The 23,080-nt window shown below is 73.0% G+C and carries 24 protein-coding genes; 15 read left to right on the top strand and 9 right to left on the bottom strand.

The genetic code is table 11. The features are described 5' to 3' along the window. Positions 1-121 precede the first annotated feature (121 nt). From sp36 to JFN87_RS03240, 4 genes are all read left to right on the top strand, one after another. The gene (sp36, locus tag JFN87_RS03255) at positions 122-283 is read left to right on the top strand and encodes a Sp36 family protein (protein ID WP_209338299.1); all 162 of its coding nucleotides are present in this window, start codon (positions 122-124) and stop codon (positions 281-283) included. After that, positions 280-750 carry a RidA family protein gene (locus tag JFN87_RS03250; RefSeq protein WP_209338298.1) on the top strand — a complete coding sequence of 157 codons (471 nt, stop codon included), beginning with the start codon at positions 280-282 and terminating at the stop codon, positions 748-750. Before sp36 ends, JFN87_RS03250 begins: the two co-directional genes overlap by 4 nt. 66 nt (positions 751-816) lie before the next feature. Next, on the top strand, positions 817-1,704 hold the full coding sequence (locus tag JFN87_RS03245) for an NUDIX hydrolase (protein ID WP_209338297.1): 888 nt from the start codon (positions 817-819) through the stop codon (positions 1,702-1,704). Next, complete coding sequence (locus tag JFN87_RS03240; protein ID WP_209338296.1) at positions 1,701-2,558, top strand: MBL fold metallo-hydrolase; 858 nt, start codon at positions 1,701-1,703, stop codon at positions 2,556-2,558. Before JFN87_RS03245 ends, JFN87_RS03240 begins: the two co-directional genes overlap by 4 nt. Positions 2,559-2,583: 25 nt before the next feature. Here the strand turns inward: JFN87_RS03240 and JFN87_RS03235 are convergent, their stop codons facing one another. Together JFN87_RS03235 and JFN87_RS03230 are read right to left on the bottom strand one after the other, a co-directional pair. Then, positions 2,584-3,423: a nucleotidyltransferase domain-containing protein gene (locus JFN87_RS03235; protein ID WP_372449169.1), complete on the bottom strand. Its 840-nt coding sequence runs from the start codon at positions 3,421-3,423 to the stop codon at positions 2,584-2,586. A 57-nt stretch (positions 3,424-3,480) separates the two neighbouring features. Next, positions 3,481-4,155, bottom strand: coding sequence for a Crp/Fnr family transcriptional regulator (locus JFN87_RS03230; RefSeq protein ID WP_030898497.1), 675 nt, complete (start codon positions 4,153-4,155; stop codon positions 3,481-3,483). Between the two features lie 277 nt (positions 4,156-4,432). Here JFN87_RS03230 and nth point away from each other — a divergent pair, with 277 nt between their 5' ends. The 3 genes from nth to JFN87_RS03215 all read left to right on the top strand — a co-directional run bounded on the left by nth (position 4,433) and on the right by JFN87_RS03215 (position 7,420). After that, a complete protein-coding gene (gene nth / locus JFN87_RS33430; protein WP_209338295.1) occupies positions 4,433-5,284 on the top strand; it encodes an endonuclease III in 852 nt (283 codons plus the stop codon). A 94-nt stretch (positions 5,285-5,378) separates the two neighbouring features. Then, positions 5,379-6,107 carry an NUDIX hydrolase gene (locus JFN87_RS03220; RefSeq protein WP_209338294.1) on the top strand — a complete coding sequence of 243 codons (729 nt, stop codon included), beginning with the start codon at positions 5,379-5,381 and terminating at the stop codon, positions 6,105-6,107. 113 nt (positions 6,108-6,220) lie between these two features. Then, positions 6,221-7,420, top strand: a complete 1,200-nt coding sequence (locus tag JFN87_RS03215) for a MarP family serine protease (protein ID WP_209338320.1) — start codon at positions 6,221-6,223, stop codon at positions 7,418-7,420. 108 nt (positions 7,421-7,528) lie between these two features. On the opposite strand, the gene JFN87_RS33420 is transcribed toward JFN87_RS03215, so the two are convergent. The 5 genes from JFN87_RS33420 to JFN87_RS03195 all read right to left on the bottom strand — a co-directional run bounded on the left by JFN87_RS33420 (position 7,529) and on the right by JFN87_RS03195 (position 12,769). After that, positions 7,529-7,729 (bottom strand): hypothetical protein, encoded by a 201-nt coding sequence (locus JFN87_RS33420; RefSeq protein WP_245178650.1) that lies wholly within the window; start codon positions 7,727-7,729, stop codon positions 7,529-7,531. A gap of 130 nt (positions 7,730-7,859) precedes the next feature. Next, entirely contained in the window at positions 7,860-8,777 is a 918-nt protein-coding gene (locus JFN87_RS03210) for an alpha/beta fold hydrolase (RefSeq protein ID WP_209338293.1), read from the bottom strand. Further along, entirely contained in the window at positions 8,774-9,277 is a 504-nt protein-coding gene (locus JFN87_RS03205) for a phage holin family protein (protein WP_209338292.1), read from the bottom strand. Before JFN87_RS03205 ends, JFN87_RS03210 begins: the two co-directional genes overlap by 4 nt. Positions 9,278-9,569: 292 nt before the next feature. After that, positions 9,570-11,525 carry an acetate--CoA ligase gene (acs, locus tag JFN87_RS03200; protein WP_209338291.1) on the bottom strand — a complete coding sequence of 652 codons (1,956 nt, stop codon included), beginning with the start codon at positions 11,523-11,525 and terminating at the stop codon, positions 9,570-9,572. A gap of 266 nt (positions 11,526-11,791) precedes the next feature. Beyond that, a complete protein-coding gene (locus JFN87_RS03195) occupies positions 11,792-12,769 on the bottom strand; it encodes an ATP-binding protein (protein WP_209338290.1) in 978 nt (325 codons plus the stop codon). Positions 12,770-13,057: 288 nt separating this feature from the next. Between JFN87_RS03195 and JFN87_RS03190 the strand changes: the two genes are divergently transcribed. After that, positions 13,058-13,876, top strand: a complete 819-nt coding sequence (locus JFN87_RS03190; protein ID WP_209338319.1) for a Fic family protein — start codon at positions 13,058-13,060, stop codon at positions 13,874-13,876. Between the two features lie 342 nt (positions 13,877-14,218). Here the strand turns inward: JFN87_RS03190 and JFN87_RS03185 are convergent, their stop codons facing one another. Beyond that, positions 14,219-15,064 (bottom strand): HAD-IB family hydrolase, encoded by an 846-nt coding sequence (locus JFN87_RS03185; protein ID WP_209338289.1) that lies wholly within the window; start codon positions 15,062-15,064, stop codon positions 14,219-14,221. Positions 15,065-15,575: 511 nt separating this feature from the next. Between JFN87_RS03185 and ssd the strand changes: the two genes are divergently transcribed. The 7 genes from ssd (at position 15,576) to JFN87_RS03150 (ending at position 20,649) form a co-directional block, all read left to right on the top strand. Further along, positions 15,576-16,685 carry a septum site-determining protein Ssd gene (gene ssd, locus JFN87_RS03180; protein ID WP_209338288.1) on the top strand — a complete coding sequence of 370 codons (1,110 nt, stop codon included), beginning with the start codon at positions 15,576-15,578 and terminating at the stop codon, positions 16,683-16,685. An 11-nt stretch (positions 16,686-16,696) separates the two neighbouring features. After that, positions 16,697-17,863: a TadA family conjugal transfer-associated ATPase gene (locus JFN87_RS03175; protein WP_209338318.1), complete on the top strand. Its 1,167-nt coding sequence runs from the start codon at positions 16,697-16,699 to the stop codon at positions 17,861-17,863. After that, positions 17,860-18,726, top strand: coding sequence for a type II secretion system F family protein (locus tag JFN87_RS03170; RefSeq protein ID WP_209338287.1), 867 nt, complete (start codon positions 17,860-17,862; stop codon positions 18,724-18,726). The genes JFN87_RS03175 and JFN87_RS03170 overlap by 4 nt, the downstream gene beginning before the upstream one ends. After that, positions 18,723-19,505: a type II secretion system F family protein gene (locus JFN87_RS03165; RefSeq protein WP_209338286.1), complete on the top strand. Its 783-nt coding sequence runs from the start codon at positions 18,723-18,725 to the stop codon at positions 19,503-19,505. The genes JFN87_RS03170 and JFN87_RS03165 overlap by 4 nt, the downstream gene beginning before the upstream one ends. 115 nt (positions 19,506-19,620) lie before the next feature. Further along, positions 19,621-19,809 carry a DUF4244 domain-containing protein gene (locus JFN87_RS03160; protein ID WP_030898461.1) on the top strand — a complete coding sequence of 63 codons (189 nt, stop codon included), beginning with the start codon at positions 19,621-19,623 and terminating at the stop codon, positions 19,807-19,809. A 55-nt stretch (positions 19,810-19,864) separates the two neighbouring features. Beyond that, entirely contained in the window at positions 19,865-20,236 is a 372-nt protein-coding gene (locus JFN87_RS03155; RefSeq protein WP_307865276.1) for a TadE family type IV pilus minor pilin, read from the top strand. Further along, positions 20,233-20,649 carry an Rv3654c family TadE-like protein gene (locus tag JFN87_RS03150; RefSeq protein ID WP_209338284.1) on the top strand — a complete coding sequence of 139 codons (417 nt, stop codon included), beginning with the start codon at positions 20,233-20,235 and terminating at the stop codon, positions 20,647-20,649. Before JFN87_RS03155 ends, JFN87_RS03150 begins: the two co-directional genes overlap by 4 nt. On the opposite strand, the gene sftH is transcribed toward JFN87_RS03150, so the two are convergent. Then, entirely contained in the window at positions 20,576-23,080 is a 2,505-nt protein-coding gene (gene sftH, locus JFN87_RS03145) for a DEAD/DEAH box helicase (protein ID WP_209338283.1), read from the bottom strand. The two genes, JFN87_RS03150 and sftH, sit on opposite strands and share 74 nt — an antisense overlap.

Genomic DNA, 23,080 nt, shown 5'->3' with positions numbered 1-23,080 from the left:
TATTCGAGCCTAACCAGTCGGGTCGCGCCCTACGCACCAGGCCGCCCCCAGGGTTTCTCGGGGTCGGTCATCGGGGTCGGCCATCAGGGTCGGTCATCAGGGTGCGGCTACAGTCGCCTCCATGACCAAGTGGGAATACGCGACGGTGCCGCTTCTCGTGCACGCGACCAAGCAGATCCTGGACAACTGGGGCGAGGACGGCTGGGAGCTCGTCCAGGTCGTGCCGGGTCCGAACAACCCCGAGCAGCTCGTGGCCTACCTGAAGCGGGAGAAGGACGCGTGAGCGGCACGGTGGAGGCCGCGATCGCCGCGCGCGGGCTGACCCTGCCCGAGGTCGTGGCGCCGATCGCCGCCTACCAGCCCGCCGTGCGCAGCGGGGCGTACGTCTTCACCGCGGGCCAGCTTCCGATGGTGGACGGCAAGCTTCCGCTCACCGGCAAGGTGGGCGCGGAAGTGACCGCGGAGGAGGCCAAGGAACTGGCGGCCACCTGCGCGCTGAACGCCCTGGCCGCCGTGAAGTCCGTCACCGGCGACCTGGACCGCGTCGCGCGTGTGGTGAAGGTCGTCGGGTACGTGGCGTCCGCCGCGGACTTCACCGGGCAGTCCGGTGTGATCAACGGCGCGAGCGAACTGCTCGGCGAGATCCTGGGCGACAAGGGCGTGCACGCGCGCAGCGCCGTGGGCGTCGCCGTGCTGCCGCTCGACGCGCCGGTGGAGGTCGAGATCCAGGTGGAGCTGGCGGAGGGCTGACGGCCCGGGCGTCTCCCGTGGGGCCGCCCGTCGAACATCTGCCTCCCAGCGCATAGCATCCGCCCCATGCCTACAGGTCAGTGGTATCCGCCCGAGTGGCCGGAGCGGATCAGGGCGCTCGCCGCCGGTGAACTCGCCGTGGCCGCGCCCCGCCGCGCCGCCACGGTCGTGCTGCTGCGGGACGGGTCGCCCGGCCCGGACGTTCACATGCTGCGGCGGCGTGCGTCCATGGCCTTCGCGGCGGGCGCGTACGTCTACCCGGGCGGCGGCGTCGACCCGCGGGACGACGACCGGCTCGTGCGCTGGGCCGGGCCCGACCGCGAGACCTGGGCGCGCAGGCTCGGCGTCGGGCCCGCCGAGGCCCAGGCCATCGTCTGCGCGGCCGTGCGCGAGACGTACGAGGAGGCCGGCGTCCTGCTCGCGGGGGAGACCGGCGACACGGTCGTCGGCGACACCACGGGTGACGACTGGGAGGCCGACCGTGCCGCCCTCGCGGGGCACGAGCTCTCGTTCGCGGAGTTCCTCGGCAAGCGCCGGCTGACGCTGCGCAGCGACCTGCTCGGCGCGTGGGCTCGGTGGATCACGCCGGAGTTCGAGCCCCGCAGGTACGACACGTGGTTCTTCGTCGCCGCGCTCCCCGAAGGGCAGCGCACGAGGAACGCGTCGACGGAGGCCGACCACACCGTGTGGATCAGGCCCGAGGAGGCGACGGCCGCGTACGACAGGGGCGAGCTGCTGATGATGCCGCCCACGGTCTCGACGCTGCGCGCGCTGCTGCCGTACGGCTCGGCCGCCGAGGCCCTCGCCGCCGCCGACGGACGCGACCTGGCGCCCGTGCTCGCCACGGCCCGGATGGAGGCGGGGGAGCTCGTGCTCAGCTGGCCGGGGCACGACGAGTTCACCAAGAGGGTCAGCGCCACCGCGCCCGACGCGGCCGGGGGCGGTCCGGCATGACCGGCGCGTCATCCGGCGACGCGGCCGACGCCGGAGCACTGCCCGGCCGCCCACGGGCGTCCGTCGCCTCCGGCGCGGCCACCGCGCGCGCCGTGAACGTACTCGCGCCCAACCCGTCGCCGATGACGCTGGACGGCACCAACACCTGGATCGTCGCCGAGCCCTCGTCGGACCTGGCCGTCGTGATCGATCCCGGGCCTTTGGACGAGGCGCACCTGAGGGCCGTCATCGCGACGGCCGAGCAGGCGGGCAAGCGGGTCGCGCTGACCCTCCTCACCCACGGCCACCCCGACCACGCCGAGGGCGCCGCGCGCTTCGCCGAGCTCACCCGAACCCCTGTCCGCGCCCTCGACCCGGCGCTGCGCCTGGGCGACGAGGGGCTCGCCGCCGGTGACGTCGTCGCGACGGGCGGCCTTGAACTGCGGGTGGTGCCGACCCCTGGCCACACCGCCGACTCCCTGTGCTTCCACCTCCCGGCCGACCGAGCGGTGCTCACGGGCGACACGGTCCTCGGCCGCGGCACCACCGTCGTCGCCCACCCGGACGGGAGGCTCGGTGACTACCTCGACTCGCTGCGCAGGCTGCGGTCCCTGACGGTGGACGACGGCGTCACCACGGTCCTGCCGGGGCACGGGCCTGTGCTCGAGGACGCCCAGGGCGCCGTCGAGTACTACCTCGCGCACCGCGCCAACCGCCTGGCGCAGGTCGAGACGGCCGTCGAGAACGGTCTCGTGACGGCCTCGGAGGTCGTGGCGGAGGTGTACGCGAACGTGGACAGGACGCTCTGGCCGGCGGCCGAGCTCTCCGTGCGCGCGCAACTCGAGTACCTGCGGGAGCACGGCCTCACCCGCTGAGGAACCCTTCCCGCGGCAACGGGTCCTACGGGCGCGGCGTCCTGTGCCCGTGCACGCGCGCGTACTCGGCGGCCAGCCACGGGCCCAGATCGTCCGCGTATTCCGCGAGCACCGCCGGGTCCGTGACCGGCTCGAGGGCGACGGCGGCCGCCGCGCGCATCTGGTCGCCGCGTTCCGGGTGGTCCGGGTAGTAGTGCGCGAAGATCTCCGCCGACCGTGTGAGGTCGCTCGTCCAGCCGCCCCAGCGCGGCATCACCAGCGTGAACGCCGTGCGGACGAGGTGGCGTGCGTAGGCGCGGCTCAGCCGGGCCCGCTCGGCGGGATCGCCGGCCGCAGCGGCGTTCTGCCGGCGCCAGCGGGGCAGCCGCAGGTCGAGGCTGCCGTTGGTCTCGCGCGCGAGCCGCGAGTCCGGGCGGTACCGGGGCAGGCGGGCGGCCAGGTCCTCACCGATCAGGGGCGTGCACAGGCATGCGACGAACCACCCCATGTCGTACCGCTCGGCGTCGGACAGCAGCGTCTCCGTGCCGTGCAGCAGGATGCCGCCGCCGTCGATCACCTCGTGAGAGGCGTCGAGGGCGCTCTCCAGCGCGCGTGCGGTCTCCTCGTCGGCTTTTGTGGGACGCGCGTGCAGGGCGATCAGGAGGTCGAGGTCCGAGCGGCCTGGCCGTGCCGTGCCCCGCGGGATCGAGCCGTAGAGGTACGCGCTGTGCAGCCGCGCGCCGTATGCCTCGGCCACCCGCCGCCGTACGTCGTCGACGAGGGGTGCGAACGGGGGCTGCACGCGGTCGAGCGAGCCCTCCCTGGCGATGCGGCCGTCCGCGTCCAGGCCCTTGCCTCCGGCGTCCACGTCCAGGCCCGCGTCCACGCTCGGGCCCACGCCCGCGTCCACGTCCGGATCCACGGGTACGGGCACCGGCGCGTGTCAGCGCGAGCGCTTCGCGAGGCGCTCCACGTCCAGCAGGATCACCGCGCGCGCCTCGAGGCGCAGCCAGCCGCGCTGCGCGAAGTCCGCGAGGGCCTTGTTGACCGTCTCGCGCGACGCGCCGACGAGCTGGGCCAGCTCCTCCTGCGTGAGGTCGTGGACGACGTGAATGCCCTCCTCCGACTGCACGCCGAAGCGGCGCGACAGGTCGAGCAGGGCGCGCGCCACGCGGCCGGGCACGTCGGAGAAGACCAGGTCGGACATCTGGTCGTTCGTCTTGCGCAGCCGGCGCGCGACGGCGCGCAGCAGCGCGGACGCGACCTCGGGGCGCACGTTCAGCCAGGGGACGAGGTCGCCGTGGCCGAGGCCGAGGAGCTTGACCTCCGTCAGGGCCGTGGCCGTCGCCGTGCGCGGGCCGGGGTCGAAGAGCGAGAGCTCACCGATCAGCTCGCCGGGGCCCAGCACCGCGAGCATGTTCTCGCGGCCGTCGGGCGAGGTCCTGTGCAGCTTGACCTTGCCTTCCGTGACCACGTACAGGCGGTCTCCGGGGTCCCCCTCGTGGAAGAGCGCTTCGCCACGCGCGAGCGTGGTCTCACTCATCGAGGCGCGGAGCTCGGCGGCCTGGTCGTCGTCGAGCGCCGCGAAGAGCGGGGCGCGCCGCAGAACGTCGTCCACGAGTTCTCTCCTTGTCGACCTGCTCGGGGAATCAGTGGCGGTCCTTGCGGACAGCCGTGGTCCCCATGATGCCGTAGGTGCTGCTGGTGCCGTACGCGCAGCATCCTCTCCGTACGGAAAGTTTGACGTACAAAGGGTGTTCTGCCGTGCGCTGGGGCGGAATCGGGTGACGTCGGGTCCGTATCCGCCCGGATGTCAGTGCCGGGCTTTAGGCTGGCCGAGTGTCCGACTGACCAGTGGGAGACCGGCGAGAGCGCAGGCCAAGGGGGCTTGAAGAGTGTCCGCGGAACCCAGTTCCGCTGTGGGCGAACAGCCCTCGGCGAAAGCGAAGAAACAGAAGAAAGCCGCAAAACCGGAATCGCATCTGGCGATGGTCCGCAGGGCCCGCCGGATCAACCGCGAGCTCGCGGAGGTGTATCCGTACGCACACCCCGAGCTCGACTTCCGGAACGCGTTCGAGCTCCTGGTGGCGACGGTCCTGTCCGCCCAGACCACCGACCTCAGGGTGAACCAGACCACGCCCGCCCTGTTCGCCAGGTACCCGACGCCGGAGGACATGGCGGCGGCCGTGCCCGAGGAGCTGGAGGAGGCCATCAGGCCGACGGGTTTCTTCCGCGCCAAGACGAAGTCCCTGATCGGCCTCTCCGTGGCGCTGCGTGACCGCTTCGGCGGCGAGGTGCCGCCCAGGATCGAGGATCTCGTGACGCTGCCGGGCGTCGGCCGCAAGACGGCGAACGTGGTCCTCGGCAACGCGTTCGGCGTGCCGGGCCTGACCGTGGACACGCACTTCGGCCGGCTGGTCCGCCGCTGGAAGTGGACCGAGCAGGAGGATCCCGAGAAGGTCGAGGCGGAGATCGCCGCGATCTTCCCCAAGAGCGAGTGGACGATGCTCTCGCACCGGATCATCTTCCACGGCCGTCGCGTCTGCCACTCCCGCAAACCCGCCTGCGGGGCCTGCCCGATCGCCGAGCTGTGCCCGGCGTACGGCGAGGGGGAGACCGACCCGGAAAAGGCCAGGAAACTCCTCAAGTACGAGATGGGCGGCAAGCCGGGCCAGCGGCTCAGCCCTCCCGCGGGCTACCCGGGCCGCCCCGCGCCGCCGCTCGGCAACCCGGAGAGCCGCGCGTGACGGGCCGCGGCGGCCCGGCGCGCTGCCGGAGGGCGCGCTCCGTGCTCCGCGGAACGATCGCGTGCCAGGTGCGCGTTGAACCGCGGGGGTGCCGATGACGCACACGGAAACTCAGACCGATCCGCCGGGCCGCGGATCCCGGGCGGGCGGGGACGTGGATGTGACCGTCAGCGCGGACGGCCTGCCCGGCTGGCTCCAGCCCGTCGCGCGCGCCGCCGGCATCGTACGGCCGGAGCAGCTCAGCCGCTTCCTGCCGCCCGAGGACGGCGGCGGCAGGCAGTCCGCCGTCCTGATCCTGTTCGGCGAGGGCGAGCAGGGCCCGGAGCTGCTGCTGATGGAGCGCGCGAGCAGCCTCCGCTCGCACGCGGGCCAGCCGTCGTTCCCGGGCGGCGCCCTGGATCCGGAGGACGGCGACCCGGCGACGACGGGGCCGCTGCGCGCCGCGCTGCGCGAGGCCCGTGAGGAGACCGGCCTCGACCCGTCCGGTGTGCGGATCTTCGGCGTACTGCCGAGGCTCTACATCCCGGTCAGCGGCTTCGTCGTGACGCCCGTGCTCGGCTGGTGGCACACCCCGAGCCCGGTCGGCGCGGTCGACCCGGCGGAGACCGCGCGGGTCTTCACGGTGCCCGTGGCCGATCTCACGGACCCCGCGAACCGCTGCGTGGCCGTCCACCCCAGGGGCCACCACGGTCCCGCGTTCCGCTGCGGTTCGGCGCTCGTGTGGGGGTTCACGGCCGGTGTGATCGACCGCATCCTGCACCACGCGGGGTGGGAGCGGCCGTGGGACCACGACAAGCGGGTCCCCCTCGACTGGCGGGCATGACAGGCTGAGACCCACACGCGGCCGCCGGGCGCCGGCCCGGCGGGGCCCGGGACCCCGCGGGGCCCCGCGCTCGTCGCGTGAGGCCCTGGGACGACATTGCGAGGCAACTGACGGTGAACGTGCTCGACATCCTGCTGCTGGTCGCCGCGGTGTGGTTCGCGGTCATCGGGTACAGACAAGGGTTCGTCGTCGGCATCCTGTCGGTGGTGGGGTTCCTCGGCGGCGGTCTCGTGGCCGTCTACCTGCTGCCGCTGGCGTGGAAGCAGCTGACCCAGGACGCCAACGTGTCCACGACCGCGGCCATCATCGCGGTCGTCATCGTCATCGTCTGCGCCTCGGTCGGGCAGGCGTTCACCACGCACCTCGGCAACCGGCTCCGCAAGTTCATCACCTGGTCGCCCGCGCGCGCCCTGGACGCGACGGGCGGCGCGGTGGTCAACGTCGTCGCGATGCTGCTGGTCGCGTGGCTGCTCGGGTCGGCGCTCGCCGTGACGTCCCTGCCCACGATCGGCAGGGAGGTGCGCGGCTCGAAGGTGCTGCTCGGTGTCTCCAACGTGATGCCGAACAAGGCCACCACGTGGTTCACCGACTTCTCCTCCGTCGTTTCCCAGAACGGGTTCCCGCAGGTCTTCAGCCCGTTCGCCAATGAGCCGATCACCCAGGTCAAGGCGCCGGACCCGGCGCTCGCGGGCAGCCCGGTGGCGGCCAGGGCGCAGAAGTCGATCATGAAGGTCGTCGGCACGGCGTCCGGCTGCGGCAAGGTGCTGGAGGGCTCCGGCTTCGCCTTCACCAAGGACAGGGTGATCACCAACGCGCACGTCGTGGGCGGAGTGAGCGATCCGACCGTGCAGATCGGCGGCAAGGGCCGGCTGTACGACGCGAAGGTCGTCCTCTACGACTGGCAGCGCGACATCGCCGTCCTCGACGTGCCGGGCCTGCACGCGACACCGCTCAAGTTCAGCGCCACCGACGCGAGCAGCGGCGACAGCGCCATCGTCGCGGGCTTCCCCGAGAACGGCGCGTACGACGTCCGCTCGGCGCGCGTGCGCGGCAGGATCGACGCCAGCGGCCCCGACATCTACCACCGTGGCAACGTCACCCGCGACGTGTACTCGCTGTACGCGACGGTGCGTCAGGGCAACTCCGGCGGACCGCTGCTGACCCCCGACGGCAAGGTGTACGGCGTGATCTTCGCGCGGTCCCTGGACGACAACAGCACCGGCTACGCACTGACGGCGGACGAGATCAAGCCCGACGTCAAGGCGGGCAGGACGGCCGACCAGCAGGTCAGTACGCAGGGGTGCGCGCTGTAGCCGCGGCGGGGACGCCGGACGTGGCGGGGACGTCGGCCGTGGCCGGCGTCACGCGCGTACGGCCGTATGCCGTCTCTGCCGGTGCGTCATCTGCCGACGCGTCAGGTGTCAGGTCGCCGTGGCGCCGCGCGGGTGGCGCAGCCGCGCCGAGACCCAGCGGGCCCTGCGGCGGATGATGCGGGGGATTCCGAGCTCGAGCCTCGCGTCGGCCTCTGCCCGGCTGATGTCACCCCTCGGGTGCGTGATCGGCGTGGCGGCCGATGTGTGCCTCTTGCGTGCTGCGTCACCGTGATCGTGCGTCCAGCCCATACCCGACGTGTGCCCCCGCCCCATGGTCCGTAACCGCCTGAGTGAGAGCCAATCGGCCTATGCGCCCGGCATTTGGCAGCTCATAGGATAGGCGTACGAAGTCCACCCGTTCGGGCGGCCGAGCGACGGCTCATCGGTCCTGCGTGCTGTCCGCCAGCCAGGTGAGCAGCTCCGTGGAGAACGCGAGCGGGTCCTCCTCGTGCGGGAAGTGGCCCAGACCGTCGAAGAGCCGCCACCGGTACGCGCCCTCCACGTACTCGACGGACCCCGCCGTGGAACGCGTCCGCATCGCCGGGTCGGCCGACCCGTGCAGCTGCAGCGTGGGCACCCGGACCGGGCGCTTCATGCGCCGGTAGAACTGGATGCCGTCGGGGCGGGCGAGCGAGCGCACCATCCAGCGGTACGGCTCGATCGCGCAGTGCGCCGTCGACGGGACGAGCATCGCGCGCCGGTACGTCGCGATCGCCTTGTCGTCCGGCTTCTCCGGTCCCGACCAGTCCCTGATCAGCTCGCCCACCAGCTCGGCGTCGTCCGCCACCAGCTTGCGCTCGGGGATCCAGGGCCGCTGGAAGCCCCACACGTACGAGCCGGCGCGCGTCTGCGCGAAGTCGGAGAGCATCGCGGAGCGCCAGCGCCGTGGGTGCGGCATCGAGCTCACGACCAGCCGTCTGACCAGTTTCGGGCGCATCACCGCCGCCGTCCACGCGAGGTAGCCGCCGAGGTCGTGCCCGACGAGCGCGGCGTCCGGCTCGCCGAGGGAGCGTATGACGCCCGTGATGTCGAGGGCGAGGTTGGCCGGGTCGTAGCCGCGCGGCGTGCGGTCGCTGCCGCCCACGCCGCGCAGGTCCATGGCGACGGCACGGTACCCGGCGTCGGCGAGCGCCACCATCTGGTGGCGCCACGTCCACCAGAACTGCGGGAACCCGTGCAGGAGCAGCACGAGCGGCCCCTCGCCCAGCTCGGCGATGTGGAAGCGCGCACCGTTGGCGGCCACGTCGCGGTGGATCCAGGGGCCGTCGACGCGTACGGCTGATTCAGGGGCCGTCATGCAGACGAGCGTGCCACAGACTTGGACTCCGATGTGCCGGTCGCCAGCTCCCGCGGGTGCGGCTTGGCCTTCTGCAGGACGGACGCGGTGTCCTTGGCCGCCGCGATCGACTTCTTCGGCGGCTTGATCTTCTTCAGGACGAGCGCCGCGATGCCGCCCGCGAGACCCGCGATGACCACGAAGGCACCGGCGACGATCAGGAACGACCAGGCGAGGCCGAGGCCGAGGTTGTGGATGCCGTACGCGGCCGCGAAGCTGAACATGGGCAGCGAGAACAGCGCCATGATCCCGGCCACGCTGCCCGCGGCGCCGCCGATCGCGCCCTTCTTCACGTCCTGCCGCAGCTCAGCCTTGGCGAGCGCGATCTCGTCGTGCATCAGCTCCGACATCTCGGCGGTTGCGGCGGCGACCAGCTGGCCGAGACTGCGGTCGGCGGGTACGGCTTCGACGACGGTGCCCGCCTTCAGCGCATCGGCAACCTGCTTGTCGGGGTCGCTCATCGGTGACTCCCTCTCCTCGGCCGTAACCGTTCTCTTGTACTTCGTGTCCGCGTACTCGGGTACTACGTGTCCGCGTGCTTCGTATCTGTTGTCAGATCATGCCGGACCGCCGCCGTCCCCGCGCGTTGCCCCCGCGCGTTGCCCCCGGATAGGGCTGTCGGATCGGGCCGCCAGTACGCGGCGGCGTTGGTCATGGGTACCCCGGATCACCCGTCGTACGTACGAAAGGTCGTACGCACGGAAGCGGGGGTGCCCGGCACTCCGCGTGCCGGACACCCCCGCTTCAGCGTGCTCAGTCGTCGCTGGCGGCCGTCGGCAGCTGGCTCTGGATGAGCTCCATGACGGACGCGTCGGTGAGCGTGGTGACGTCGCCGAGCTGGCGGTTCTCCGCCACGTCCCGCAGCAGCCGCCGCATGATCTTGCCGGAGCGCGTCTTCGGCAGCTCCGCCACCGGCAGGATCCGCTTCGGCTTGGCGATCGGGCCGAGGGTGGCGCCCACGTGGTCGCGCAACTCGGCGACGAGGCCGTCGTCCACCGACGCCGTGCCGCGCAGGATCACGAAGGCGACGATCGCCTGGCCCGTCGTCTCGTCCGCCGCCCCGACGACGGCCGCCTCGGCGACCTTCGGGTGGGAGACGAGCGCCGACTCGACCTCGGTCGTCGAGATGTTGTGCCCGGAGATCAGCATGACGTCGTCGACCCGGCCGAGCAGCCAGATGTCGCCGTCGTCGTCCTTCTTCGCGCCGTCGCCCGCGAAGTACTTGCCCTCGAAGCGCGACCAGTACGTGTCGATGTAGCGCTGGTCGTCGCCCCAGACCGTGCGCAGCATCGACGGCCACGGCTCGGTCAGCACCAGGTAGCCGCCGCCCCCGTCGGGCACCTCGTTGCCCTCGTCGTCCACGACGGTGGCCGAGATACCGGGCAGCGGGCACTGCGCGGAGCCCGGCTTGGTCTCGGTCACGCCGGGCAGCGGCGAGATCATGATCGCGCCCGTCTCCGTCTGCCACCAGGTGTCGACGACCGGGGTCTTCCCGGCGCCGATCTTCTCCCGGTACCAGATCCACGCCTCGGGGTTGATCGGCTCGCCCACGGAGCCGAGCACGCGCAGGCTGGACAGGTCGAAGCGGGCGGGGATGTCGTCGCCCCACTTCATGAACGTACGGATCGCGGTCGGCGCCGCGTAGAGCAGCGTGACGCCGTACTTCTGCACGATCTCCCAGAAGCGGCCCTGGTGCGGGGTGTCGGGCGTGCCCTCGTACATCACCTGCGTGACGCCGTTGGCGAGCGGCCCGTAGACGATGTACGAGTGCCCGGTGACCCAGCCGATGTCGGCGGTGCACCAGTACACGTCGCTCTCCGGCTTGAGGTCGAAGACCGCGTTGTGTGTGTACGCCGTCTGCGTGAGGTAGCCGCCCGACGTGTGCAGGATGCCCTTCGGCTTACCCGTCGTGCCCGAGGTGTAGAGGATGTACAGCGGGTGCTCGGCGTCGAACGCCTCGGGCGTGTGCTCCGTGGACTGGCGGTCCACGATGTCGTGCCACCACACGTCGCGGCTCGTGTCGAACGCCGTCTCCTGGCCGGTCCTGCGGACCACCAGGACGTGCTCGACCTGCGGGCACTTGGCGACGGCGTCGTCGATCGCCGGCTTCAGCGCGCTCGGCTTGCCGCGCCGGTAGCCGCCGTCGGCCGTGATGACGAGCTTGGCGTCGGCGTCCTGGATGCGGGAGGCCACGGCGTCCGCGGAGAAGCCGCCGAAGACGACCGAGTGAGGGGCGCCGATCCTGGCGCAGGCCAGCATCGCGACGACGGCCTCGGGGATCATCGGCATGTAGACGGCGACGCGGTCGCCCGTGCGCACGCCGAGTTCGAGGAGCGCGTTGGCGGCCTTGGAGACCTCGTCCTTGAGCTGCGCGTAGGTCAGGCTCCGGCCGTCGCCCGGCTCGCCCTCGAAGTGGATGGCGACCCGGTCGCCGTTGCCGGCCTCCACATGGCGGTCCACGCAGTTGTACGCCACGTTCAGCTTGCCGTCGGCGAACCACTTGGCGAACGGCGGATTCGACCAGTCGAGGGTCTCCGTCGGCTCGGTGGCCCAGGTCAGCCGTTTCGCCTGGTCGGCCCAGAACCCCAGCCGGTCCGTCGTGGCCCGGGCGTACGCGTCCGCCTTCACGTTGGCGTGCGCGGCCAGATCGGCAGGCGGGGCGAACCGCCGCTCTTCCTTGAGCAGATTGGCCAGGCTCTCTTTGCTCACGACATCTCCCATTCCCAGGGCGTCCTACGTTTCCCCCGCTAGCTCATCAGCCGGACGCCCACGTGACAAGAGCAAACGGGCAATTGGTTTAGACCTCTGTGCGAGCGCGCCGTTCCGTGGCGGACGGCCCGTCAAGGGCCGCGAACGGCCCCTCGCCGCCGAGGCGGGGAGGGGCCAACACCCTCTCACGGATGGACCCGGAGGGAGCCCCGGACGCGCGCCGCCGCGAGGGCGGGAGCAGGGGCGGCCCGGGCGGTGCCGTGTCCCTACGGCACCGGCACCGTCTCGCCCAGGACGAAGGCGGGGTCGACCTGCGACGCCAGATCCGCGCCCGTCTTCGCGTTGCCCCAGCTCTCCGCGTTCTTCAGGTGGAAGTGCACCATCTGGCGGGTGTAGCGGGCCCAGTCCCGCTGCTCGTACGACCGCAGCGCGGCGGCCTTGAGCGTGTCGAGCGCCGCCCGGTTCGCCGATTCCAGCGTGGCGAACGGCGCGGGCCGGCCCTTCTCCATGGCACGGACCCAGTCGGAGTGGGAGAGCGTGACGAGCAGGTCGTCGCCGACCTCGTCGCGCAGGAACCTCAGGTCCGCCTCGTCCTGCACCTTGTTGCCGACGACGCGCAGCGCGACGCCGAAGTCGCGGGCGTACTCCTTGTACTGCCGGTACACGGAGACGCCCTTGCGGGTCGGCTCCGCCACCAGGAACGTCATGTCGAACCGCGTGAACATCCCGGAGGCGAAGGAGTCGGAGCCGGCCGTCATGTCGACCACGACGTACTCGCCGGGACCGTCCACGAGGTGGTTCAGGCACAGTTCGACCGCGCCCACCTTGGAGTGATAGCAGGCGACGCCGAGGTCGGCCTCGGTGAACGGGCCCGTGGCCATCAGCCGGATCGTGCCGTCGTCGAGCCGCACATCGCGCGCGCAGGCGTCGTACACGGGGTTGTCCTCCACGACGCGCAGCAGGCGCGAGCCCGCGCCCGGCGGCGTGGTCTTGATCATCGTCTCGGCCGAGGCGATGCGGGCGTTGCCGCCGCGCAGGTACTCCTTGATCAACGGGAGGTGCGCGCCCATCGCGGGGAGCGCGGCGGCCTGCTCGTCGGTCAGGCCGAGCGCGGCGCCGAGATGCTGGTTGATGTCGGCGTCCACCGCCATGACGGGTGTGCCGTCGGCGGCCAGGCCGCGGATGAAGAGCGAGGACAGCGTGGTCTTGCCGCTGCCGCCCTTGCCCACGAAAGCGATCTTCATGTTCACGTACCGTAGTCGATACGCTGCGGTGAGTCGCCGAGTTCCGTGAAGATGCCCACTCCCGGGTGGGTGGTGCTGTACGGGCGCGTAGCCTCCCTGCTTATGAGTACGTCCGCCTCTGACGCCTCCTCCTCCGGCTCGGCTTCCCCTTCCGGTTCCGGTTCCGGTTCCGGTCCGGCTTCCTCTTCCGGTTCGGTTCCCTCTTCCGGTTCACGCCAGGCCGGCACCCCGCGTCCGGCCGGCACCCCGCGTCCGGCGGGGCCGCGGCGGGAGGATCCGCTCGCCGCCCTGGCTTCCCTGCCGGGCGTGCCCGAAGCGGTGGAGTCCGTGCGCAAGGCCGTCGACCGCGTCTACGGCCACCGGGTGATGCGGCGCCGCGGTACGGAGGTCACCTCGGAGGCCGCGCTGCGCGCCGCGCGAGGCTCGGCCGCGCTGTCGGGCGCGGACTGGCGACTCGAAGAGGTACGCAGGCGCAGCGACTTCGGTGCGGAGGCCGAGGCGCGCGCGGTGGGCGCGGCATTGCGCGTGACGGCGGAGGCTGGGCAGCTGCTTTCGGTGTGGCGCCAGTCGCCGGTGCGCGTGCTGGCCAGGCTGCACCTGGTCGCCGCCGGCAGGGCGAGCGTCGAGGACGAGCGGGTCGGGCGCCCCCGCCTGGCGGGCGAGCCGGTCGTGGAGGCGCCGGGCGCAGACGCCCCGGGGCCGGTGGCGGAGGCGCCGCTGCCCGGCCCCGACGAGGTGGCGGGACGACTCGACGGGCTGACGGAGCTGGTGCTGGCGGGGACCGACGCGCCGGCGCTGGTGACCGCGGCGGTCGTGCACGGCGAGCTGCTGGCCCTGCGGCCCTTCGGCTCGTACAACGGTGTGGTGGCGCGTGCGGCCGAGCGGATCGTGCTGATCGATTCCGGACTCGACCCGAAGTCGATCTGCCCTGCCGAGGTGGGCCACGCGGAGCTGGGGCGTGCGGCGTACGCGGCCGCCTTCGAGGGCTACTTGTCCGGCACGCCGGGTGGCATGGCCGCCTGGATCGCGCACTGCGGGCAGGCGGTCGAACTCGGCGTCAGGGAGTCGACCGCGGTCTGCGAGGCGCTCCAGCGCGGGGCCGCCTGACGGCCGGCCGCCGGGCGACAGAAATGCGGCGGCACCGTGGGTGCCGCCGCTGGCACGGTCGCCGGGTTACCAAGCGTCCTCGAATGTTTGCCCATCAGGTCGGGTACTTCGCCCGTGACCTGGTGCGGCTGGCCCGTAATCGACGGGTCGACGTCGCGTGGGTGCTCGGTTTCCGTGCTCGGTCCGTGTGGCCTGTGCGTGTGTGAGGTGATCCTCTCGGATGTCCTTGGTCCCGCGGGCCTTGATTCCTTTGTACTCCTGTCGGCGGCGGGGCGGAACCCGTGGCCCCGCTTCTTTACTATTGGCGTCAAAAGGGGGCAAGACCACCACTGGTGTGAGGCGTCAAGCGGTCGCGTTCCTGCGGTTCGCCGTGTACCAGACCAGACCCGCGGTGGCGACGGCCGCGCCGACCGCGACGGCTGCCACGAGCGCGGGTCGCGGGGGCATGGAGAAGTCGGGCAGCCTCTGCTTGAGCCGCACCGGCCGGTCGAAGACGAGCACCGGCCACTCGCGTGCGGCGGCCTCGCGGCGCAGCGCCCGGTCCGGATTGACCGCGAAGGGGTGGCCGACCGACTCCAGCATCGGCACGTCCGTCGCCGAGTCGCTGTACGCGTAGCAGCGGGCGAGGTCGTACCCCTCCGAGGCGGCGAGTGCCCGCACGGCCTCCGCCTTCGTCGGGCCGTAGGCGTAGTACTCCACCTCGCCCGTGAAGCAACCGTCGGCACCCACCACCATCCGCGTCGCCACGACCCGGTCGGCGCCCAGCAACTGGCCGATGGGCTCCACCACTTCGGCGCCGGAAGTGGAGACGATCACCACGTCGCGGCCGGCGGCGTGGTGATCCTCGATGAGCGAGGCGGCCTCGTCGTAGATGATGGGGTCGATCAGATCGTGCAGGGTCTCGGCGACGATCTCCTTCACCTGCCGGACGTTCCACCCCTTGCACAACGAGGACAGGTACTGCCGCATGCGCTCCATCTGGTCGTGGTCGGCGCCCCCGGCCAGGAAGACGAACTGCGCGTACGCGGTCCGCAGTACGGCGCGGCGGTTGATCAGACCGCCATGGTAGAAGGACCTGCTGAAGGTCAACGTGGACGACTTGGCAATGACCGTCTTGTCCAGGTCGAAGAAGGCTGCTGTACGTGGCAAGTAGTCTTTTTCCACGCCCCGAGCATATGCGCCCACCATTCGGCGTAAGGTGCGGCGTGTGGGTTTGCTCGAGAAGGCTCTCGGGTACACCATGGAAGTCACGGATCGTTCGCGACCGTGTCTAACCCGGTCCGGCTCCTCCCCCCCCGAGTCGGCCGTGGGGACGACCCCCGCTCTCCCCCCCGGCGGGGGTCGTCGCATGTCCGGATGCGTTTCCGCTCATTCCCGCGCTCGTACGCCACGCCCTCGCCTCCGCTCGTCCGCCCCTGTCCGAGGGGTTCCTGCCCAACCATGGGCGTCACGATGCGTAACCAGGGCGGTGTTCGGCAGAAGTCACCGGTTTGAGCTACCGAGTTATTCACATTCGCCGAGTTGTCCACAGTTTTCGAGCAAGATCCCCATGATTTCCCGGAGCGGTGCAGCCTGATTTCGGCTGCGAAGTCCGCAGTAGCCGGAATCGCTGAAACCGGATCTTCCGGGAGTGTTCAAGGAGACTCCCGCGGATCCCGCGATCCCGCACGTACACGGATACGGGACAGGGGGCGATGACATGGCCGTGCCCATGGCATCGGGGAAGTCGGGGGAGGCGGGCGCCCGCGGGGCGCGGCCGCTGATCCTCACAGAGGACGTGGAGCTGCTCGACGATCTGCTGCGGCTCTGCGCCGCCGCCGGCGCCGACCCGGCGGTGCACCACAAGCTCCCCGAGGAACGGGGCAGTTGGGAGGCGGCGCCGCTCGTACTCGTCGGGGACGACGCGGCGGCCAGGTGCCGTGGCGCCGTTCGCAGACCCGGCGTCGTGCTCGTCGGGCGGGACGAGGACGATCCGGCGGTGTGGCAGCGGGCGGTGGAGATCGGCGCTGAGTGCGTGGTGTGCCTGCCCGACGCGGAGGGATGGCTCGTCGATCGCCTCGCGGACGCTGCGGAGGGCGCCGCCGAACACGCGGTCACGGTCGGGGTCATCGGCGGGCGTGGCGGCGCCGGAGCCTCCACGCTGGCCTGCGCGCTCGCGGTCACGGCGGCCCGGGCGGGACGGCGGACGATGCTGGTCGACGCGGACCCACTCGGCGGCGGGCTCGATGTCCTGCTCGGAGCCGAGCAGGCGGACGGCAGGCGCTGGCCGGACTTCGCCGCGTCGAAGGGCCGCGTCGCGGGGACGGCGCTCGAGGAATCACTGCCCCGCCTGCACGATCTGCGCGTCCTGAGCTGGGACCGCGGCGATGCGGTGGCCGTGGGCCCCGATGCCATGCGATCGGTGCTCGCCGCTGCGCGAAGGCGTGGCGGCGTGGTGGTCGTCGACCTGCCGCGCCGGATCGACGAGCCGGCTGCCGAGGCGCTGGCCCAGCTCGACGTCGGGCTGCTCGTGGTGCCCGCGGAGCTGCGAGCGGTCGCGGCGGCCGAGAGGGTCGCCTCGATGGTCCGCATGGTGCTGCGGGACCTGCGCGCCGTGGTGCGCGCGCCGTACGCGGCCGGCCTCGACGACGCATGGGTGGCCGAGGCGCTCGGCCTGCCCCTCGCGGGCGAACTGCCCCCGGAGCCCGGCCTGTCCGACGCGCTCGATCGGGGCGCGCCACCGGGCGCCCGCGCCAAAGGCCCTTTGGCCTCGTTCTGCGGGGCCTTCTGGGAGCGCGCGCTCGGTGCGGGCGGGAGCGTGCGGTCGTGAGCGCGACGGTGATGGGGACCGCCGGGCAGGGCGGTGCGGGCATGCTCGACGCCGTGCGCAGGCGCCTCGCGCAGAGCGGCGCCGAGCCGACACCCGCGCGTGTGGCGGCGGCCCTGCGCGCCCAGGGCCGCCTGCTGGGGGACGCGGAAGTACTGGGCGCGGCGGAGGAGTTGCGCAGCGAGCTGGTGGGCACGGGCCCGCTCGAACCGCTCCTCGCCGACGGCCTCGTGACCGACGTGCTCGTGTCGGCGCCCGACCGGGTGTGGGTGGACAGGGGCAGCGGCCTGGAGCTGACGGACGTGGCGTTCCCCGACGCGGGCTCAGTGCGGCGGCTCGCCCAGCGCCTGGCCGCCGTGGCCGGAAGGCGACTCGACGACGCACGGCCGTGGGCGGACGCACGCTTGCCCGACGGCACCCGGATGCACGCGGTGCTGCCGCCGATCGCGGTCGGTTCGGCCTACCTGTCGCTTCGGGTGGTGCGTCCCCGGGCCTTCTCCCTCGCGGAGCTGGCCGCCGCGGGCACGGTTCCGCCGGGCGGCGAGCGGGTGCTGCGCGCCTTGGTGAAAGCAAGGCTGTCCTTCCTCATCAGCGGCGGCACGGGCACGGGCAAGACGACGTTGCTGTCCACGCTGCTCGGTCTGGTCGGCGCGCGGGAGCGCATCGTGCTCGCCGAGGACTCGGCCGAACTGCGTCCCGACCACCCGCATGTGGTGCGCCTTGAAGCCCGCCCGGCGAACCAGGAGGGCGCCGGCGAGGTGACGTTGAAGGACCTCGTCAGGCAGGCCCTGCGGATGCGTCCCGACCGCCTGGTGGTCGGCGAGGTCCGGGGCGCCGAAGTGACGGATCTTCTGGCCGCGCTCAACACCGGCCACGAGGGCGGCTGCGGCACGGTGCACGCCAACGCGGCGGCCGACGTGCCCGCCCGGCTCGAAGCGCTCGGCACGGCAGCCGGGCTCGACCGGGCGGCGCTGCACAGCCAGTTGGCGGCAGCCGTGTCCGTCGTGCTCCATCTCGTCCGGGACAGGGAAGGGCGGCGGCGCGTCGCCGAGGTGCATGTGCTGCGGCGGGACGCGGCCGGGTTTGTGGTGCCCGTGCCCGCGCTGCGCTGGGCTCCCGGCGGGTTCGCCCGCGAGCCGGGGTGCGCGCGGCTGACCGAGCTGGTCGGCGGTGCGCTGTGACGGCCGTGTCGGCGGCCGAGTGCGCGTACGCCGCCGCCCTGTGCGGCGGGGCGGCCGTGTGGTTCGCGGTGAGCGCGGGGAAGGGGCGCCGCAGGGCCAGGGCCCTGTTCCGCGACGGCGCGGCCGCCGACGCGCCCTGGCACCGCCGAATCCTGGGATGGCTGAGGCGCCGTGCCGGTTCGCTCGGCCGGGAGTGGCTGTGCCTGCCGGCCGGAGCACTGGTCGCGGCGGTGGGCGCGTCCCCGCTGCCGCTCTGCGCCGGCCTGCTGGCGGTGCCGCTCCTGCGGCGAAGGCTGCGTGCGGCGGGGCTGCGCAGAGCGGCGGAGCGGAGGGCGGACGCGGTGATCGCGCTGTGCGGCGCGACGGCCGGCGAGCTGAGGGCGGGACTGCACCCCGCGCGTGCGCTGCCGGCCGCGTCCGCGATGACCGGTGGCCTGGGCGGGGACGAGGCGGCGGTGGTGGCGGCCGTCCGCTTCGGCGGGGATGTGCCTGCCGCGCTCAGGCGGGCGGCCTCGGCCGCCGGCGCGGACGGCCTGGTCGGGATCGCCACGTGCTGGCAGGTGGCCGTGGACGGCGGAGCGGGACTGGCCGCGGGTCTCGATCGGCTGGAGGCGGCGCTCCGGGCGGAGCGCGACCAGCGGCAGGGGCTGCGCGCCCAGCTCGCCGGCGCCTGGTCGACGGTGACGGTGCTCGCGCTGCTGCCCGCGGTCGGCCTCGGCCTCGGTTCGGCGATGGGCGCCCACCCGCTCAGAATCCTGCTGCACACCCCGGCGGGGATCGCCTGTCTCATGGCCGGTGCCCTGCTGGAGTCCGCGGGGCTGTGGTGGGCGGGGCGGATCGTCCGGGCGGGTGAGGCCGGATGAGCGGCGAGTTCTTCCACAGGCTGTGGGTGACGGTCTCCGTTTCGGCCGCGGCCGGATGCCTGGCCATGGCGGTGTCCGGGCGGCTCGGCGAGCGCGCTGTCCGCAGGCGCACGGCGGCCCTGTTCGGGATGGCGCGGGCACGAGGCCCCGCGTTCTCCCGGGTGGCTCTGCCGGGCCGTGCCCGGCGCGCGGCTCCGTTGCTCGGCGCGTTCCTGGCGGGCTGGTTCCTGGTGGGCGGCTTGGCGGGCGCCCTGGTGGGCGTGGCGGCGGCCGCGGGGTTGCGCCGGTGGCTGCGCACGAAGAGGGCGGGCGAGCAGGGTCGTGCGGCGGCCGATGAGGCGGTACGGCGGCTGCCGCTCGCCGCCGACCTGCTGGCCGCCTGCACCGCGGCCGGTGCGGGGCCGCGCGAGGCCGCCGAGGCCGTCGGGAGCTCCCTCGGTGGCCCGGTGGGGGACCGGCTGGCCGGCGCGGCGGCGGAGATCGGGCTCGGGGGCGAACCGGCCGCGGCGTGGGGCCGGTTCGGGGAGATACCGGGCGCGGCGGGGCTGGCCCGCTGCCTGGAGCGTGCCTGCGCCAGCGGCGCGCCCGCGGCCGAACCGCTGGCCCGGCTGGCCGATGGGCTCAGGGCCGAACGGTCCAGGAGGGCCACGGCCAGGGCGCAACGGGCGCAGGTGCTGATCACGGGACCGGTGGGCCTCTGCTTCCTGCCGGCCTTCCTCGCCACGGGCGTGGCGCCCGTCGTGATCGGTCTGGCCAAGGGGCTGCTCGGCGGGGGCTGAAAGGCGGGACTGAGTGGCGGGGCGCACCGGAGGGACAAGGGCGGCGACCGGCAAGAACAGCGACCGGCGGGGAGCCGGCGTACGGACTACAGGCGTGACACGAGGGGAGAGCGTCATGAGGAAGTGGGCAAGGGCGTTGTGGCTGCGGAGGATGCGTTCGGACGCGGGCATGACGACGTCGGAGTACGCGGTGGGCACGATCGCCGCATGCGCGTTCGCGGCGGTGCTGTACAAGGTCGTCACGAGCGGGACGGTGCAGGGGGCGCTGCAGTCGCTGATCGAGCGGGCGCTCAGTGCGAAGTGACATCCGGGGCCGCCGCCTCGGGCGCGACGCGGGCTATGTCACGGCGGAGGCCGCCGTGACCATCCCCGGGCTCGTCGCCTTCGCGATGGCTCTCGTCTGGGCGCTCATGGCGGCGGCCGCGCAGATCCAGTGCGTGGACGCGGCGCGGGCCGGGGCGCGGGCCGCGGCCAGGTCGGAACCGGAAGCGGCCGCGCTCGACGCGGCCAGGTCCGTGGCTCCCGAGGGCGCGAAGGTCACCATGGACAGGCACGGCGACCTGTGGCACGTCGAGGTGGCGGCGCCTGTCCCAGGGCCGCGCGCCCTCGCGCTGAAGCTGTCCGCCGAGGCGGTAGCGGCGGCCGAGGACACCGCCCAGGGACAGGCAGGGAAAGCCGCCGTCCCGGAACCGGCGGCCGGGGGCCCCGGGGCGTCGGGAGGTGGCCCGTGAGCGGCCGGAGGCGGTCGGAGGGCGACCGCGGTTACGCCACGGTGGTGACGGCTGTGGCCGCGACGGTGCTGTGCGCGTTGTTCGGCGTCGTTCTGGCCCTCGGGGAGGCGGTCGTCGCCCGGCACCGGGCGGAAGCGGCGGCCGACCTCGCCGCGCTCGCGGCGGCCGACCGGGCCCCTGCGGGTCGCACGGCCGCGTGCCGTGGCGCGCGCACGGTCGCTGGCGCCCAGGGGGCACGGCTGGTGCGGTGCGTGCTCGACGGGCAGGTCGCGGAGGTGACGGCCGCCGTCAGAGCCGGACCCTACGAGCCCACGGCCCTGGCTCGGGCGGGCCCGGGGCTCACGGCGTCGCCGGGGACGTCCTCGGACCCGGCAGGCCCTCCGGCTCCGGAGCCTCCTGGGGGGCGCCCTTGAGCAGTTCCGCCAGGAGGCGCACGGCTCCGCGCTTGTGGAGGGGGTCGTTGCCGTTGCCGCACTTGGGCGACTGGATGCACGACGGGCAGCCCGCCTCGCAATCGCAGGAGGCGATGGCCTCGCGGGTGGCGCTCAGCCAGGAGCGTGCCGTACGGAACGCGCGCTCGGCGAAGCCCGCGCCGCCCGGGTGGCCGTCGTAGACGAAGACCGTGGGCAGCAGCGTGTCCGGGTGCAGCGGCACGGACACACCGCCGATGTCCCAGCGGTCGCAGGTGGCGAAGAGAGGGAGGAGTCCGATGGAGGCGTGTTCCGCGGCGTGCAGGGCGCCGCCGAGCTGCTCGGGGTTGACGCGCGCGCTGTCCAGCTGGTCCTCGGTGACGGTCCACCACACGGCGCGCGTGCGCAGGGTGCGCGGCGGCAGGTCCAGCTTGGTCTCGCCGAGCACCTCACCGGTGATGAGACGGCGGCTCAGGAAGGAGACGACCTGGTTGGTGACCTCGACGGACCCGTAGCACAGGCGGCCTGCGCCCCACGGAATCTCGGTCTCCGTCTCCAGGACGGAGATGGCGGTGGTGTCGCGCGCGGTCGTCGAGTAGGGCGGTGCCGCCTCCTCGACGAGCGCGACGGAGTCGGCCAGGTCCAGGTGCTTCACCAGGTACGTACGGCCCTGGTGGAGGTGGACGGCCCCGTCGTGGACGGCCGTGTGCGCGGCGGCCTCGTCGACCGTGCCGAGCAGCCGGCCCGTACCGGCCTCGACGATCTTCACGGGGCTGCCGCCACCGCCGCGGATGTCGGCGAGGTCTGCCGCGCGCCTGCGCTGCGTCCAGAACCAGCCGGAGGAACGGCGGCGCAGCAGTGCCGCGGCCTCGAGCTGCGGCAGCAGACCCGCCGATGCGGGCCCGAACAGTTCCAGGTCGTCCTCCGTGAGCGGGATCTCGGCGGCGGCCGCGCACAGATGGGGGGCGAGGACGTAAGGGTTGTCCGGGTCGAGGACGGTCGACTCGACCGGCTGGTCGAACAGGGCCTCCGGATGGTGGACGAGGTAGGTGTCCAGCGGATCGTCCCTGGCGACGAGCACGGCGAGGGCGCCCTGGCCCGCCCGTCCAGCGCGGCCCGCCTGCTGCCACAGGGAGGCGCGGGTCCCCGGGTAGCCGGTGATCAGCACGGCGTCGAGCCCTGACACGTCGATGCCGAGTTCGAGCGCCGTGGTGGCGGACAGGCCGAGGAGCTCGCCGGAGTGCAGGGCGGACTCCAGGGCGCGCCGCTCCTCCGGCAGGTACCCGCCGCGGTAGGCGGCGACCCTGGGCGGCAGCGAGCGGTCCACCTGGGCCAGCCGCTCCTGCGCGATGACGGAGATCAGCTCCGCACCGCGCCGCGAGCGTACGAAGGCGACCGTGCGGACGCCCTGCACGGTCAGGTCGGTGAGGAGGTCGGCGGTCTCCGCGGTGGCGGTGCGGCGTACGGGCGCGCCCCGCTCGCCGTGGAACTCGGTGAGAGGGGGCTCCCACAGGGCGAAGACGACCTCGCCGCGCGGCGAGGCGTCGTCGGCGACCTCGCGCACGGGCAGGCCCGTGAGGCGTTCCGCCGCCACGGCGGGCTGGGCTGCGGTCGCCGACGCCAGCAGGAAGACGGGGTGCGCGCCGTAGCGTGCGCAGACGCGGCGCAGCCGGCGCAGCACCTGCGCCACGTGAGAGCCGAAGACGCCGCGGTAGGTGTGGCACTCGTCGATCACGACGTAGCGCAGCGCGCGCAGGAAGGAGGACCAGCGCGCATGGGAGGGGAGTATGCCGCGGTGCAGCATGTCGGGATTGGTCAGGACGTAGTTCGCGTACTGCCTGACCCATTCGCGTTCCTCGACCGGGGTGTCGCCGTCGTACACCGCCGGGCGCACGGCGGTGCCCAGCGGCGCGGCCAGGGCGCGCACCGAGCGGCGCTGGTCGGCGGCGAGCGCCTTCGTGGGGGCCAGGTAGAGGGCGGTGGCGCCACGCCCGTTGGGCGCCTCGGAGCCGTCCAGGAGCGCGGTGAGGACGGGGGCGAGGTAGGCGAGTGACTTGCCGGAGGCCGTGCCCGTCGCGATCACGACCGACTCGCCGTCGAGCGCGTGCTCGGCTGCCTCCGCCTGGTGGGCCCACGGGTGGTCGATGCCCGCCTGCTGGATGGCGGCGATGATCTCGGTTCTGATGCGGTCGGGCCAGACTGCATGACGACCGGGTCTCGGGGGCAGGTGCTCCGTATGGGTGATGCGCGCAGCACGGCCCGCCCCTGCGGCGAGCCGTTCGAGGACGGCGTCCGGTGAGGGGTGATCGTCCCCGCTCCGGGGGAGTCCGCTGGGGCGGTGGGTCCTGGCCATCGGCATCGAGTGTGTCACTGGTCTGCGGGACAATGGCCTCAAGGCGTCGTGCATGGCTGCTGGTAAATGATTGAATGCCAT

The sequence above is a fragment of the Streptomyces montanisoli genome (assembly GCF_017813245.1).
GTDB lineage: Bacteria > Actinomycetota > Actinomycetes > Streptomycetales > Streptomycetaceae > Streptomyces > Streptomyces montanisoli.
The sequence above is the reverse complement of the archived record's forward strand: the minus strand, read 5'-3'. Positions and strand labels throughout refer to the sequence as shown.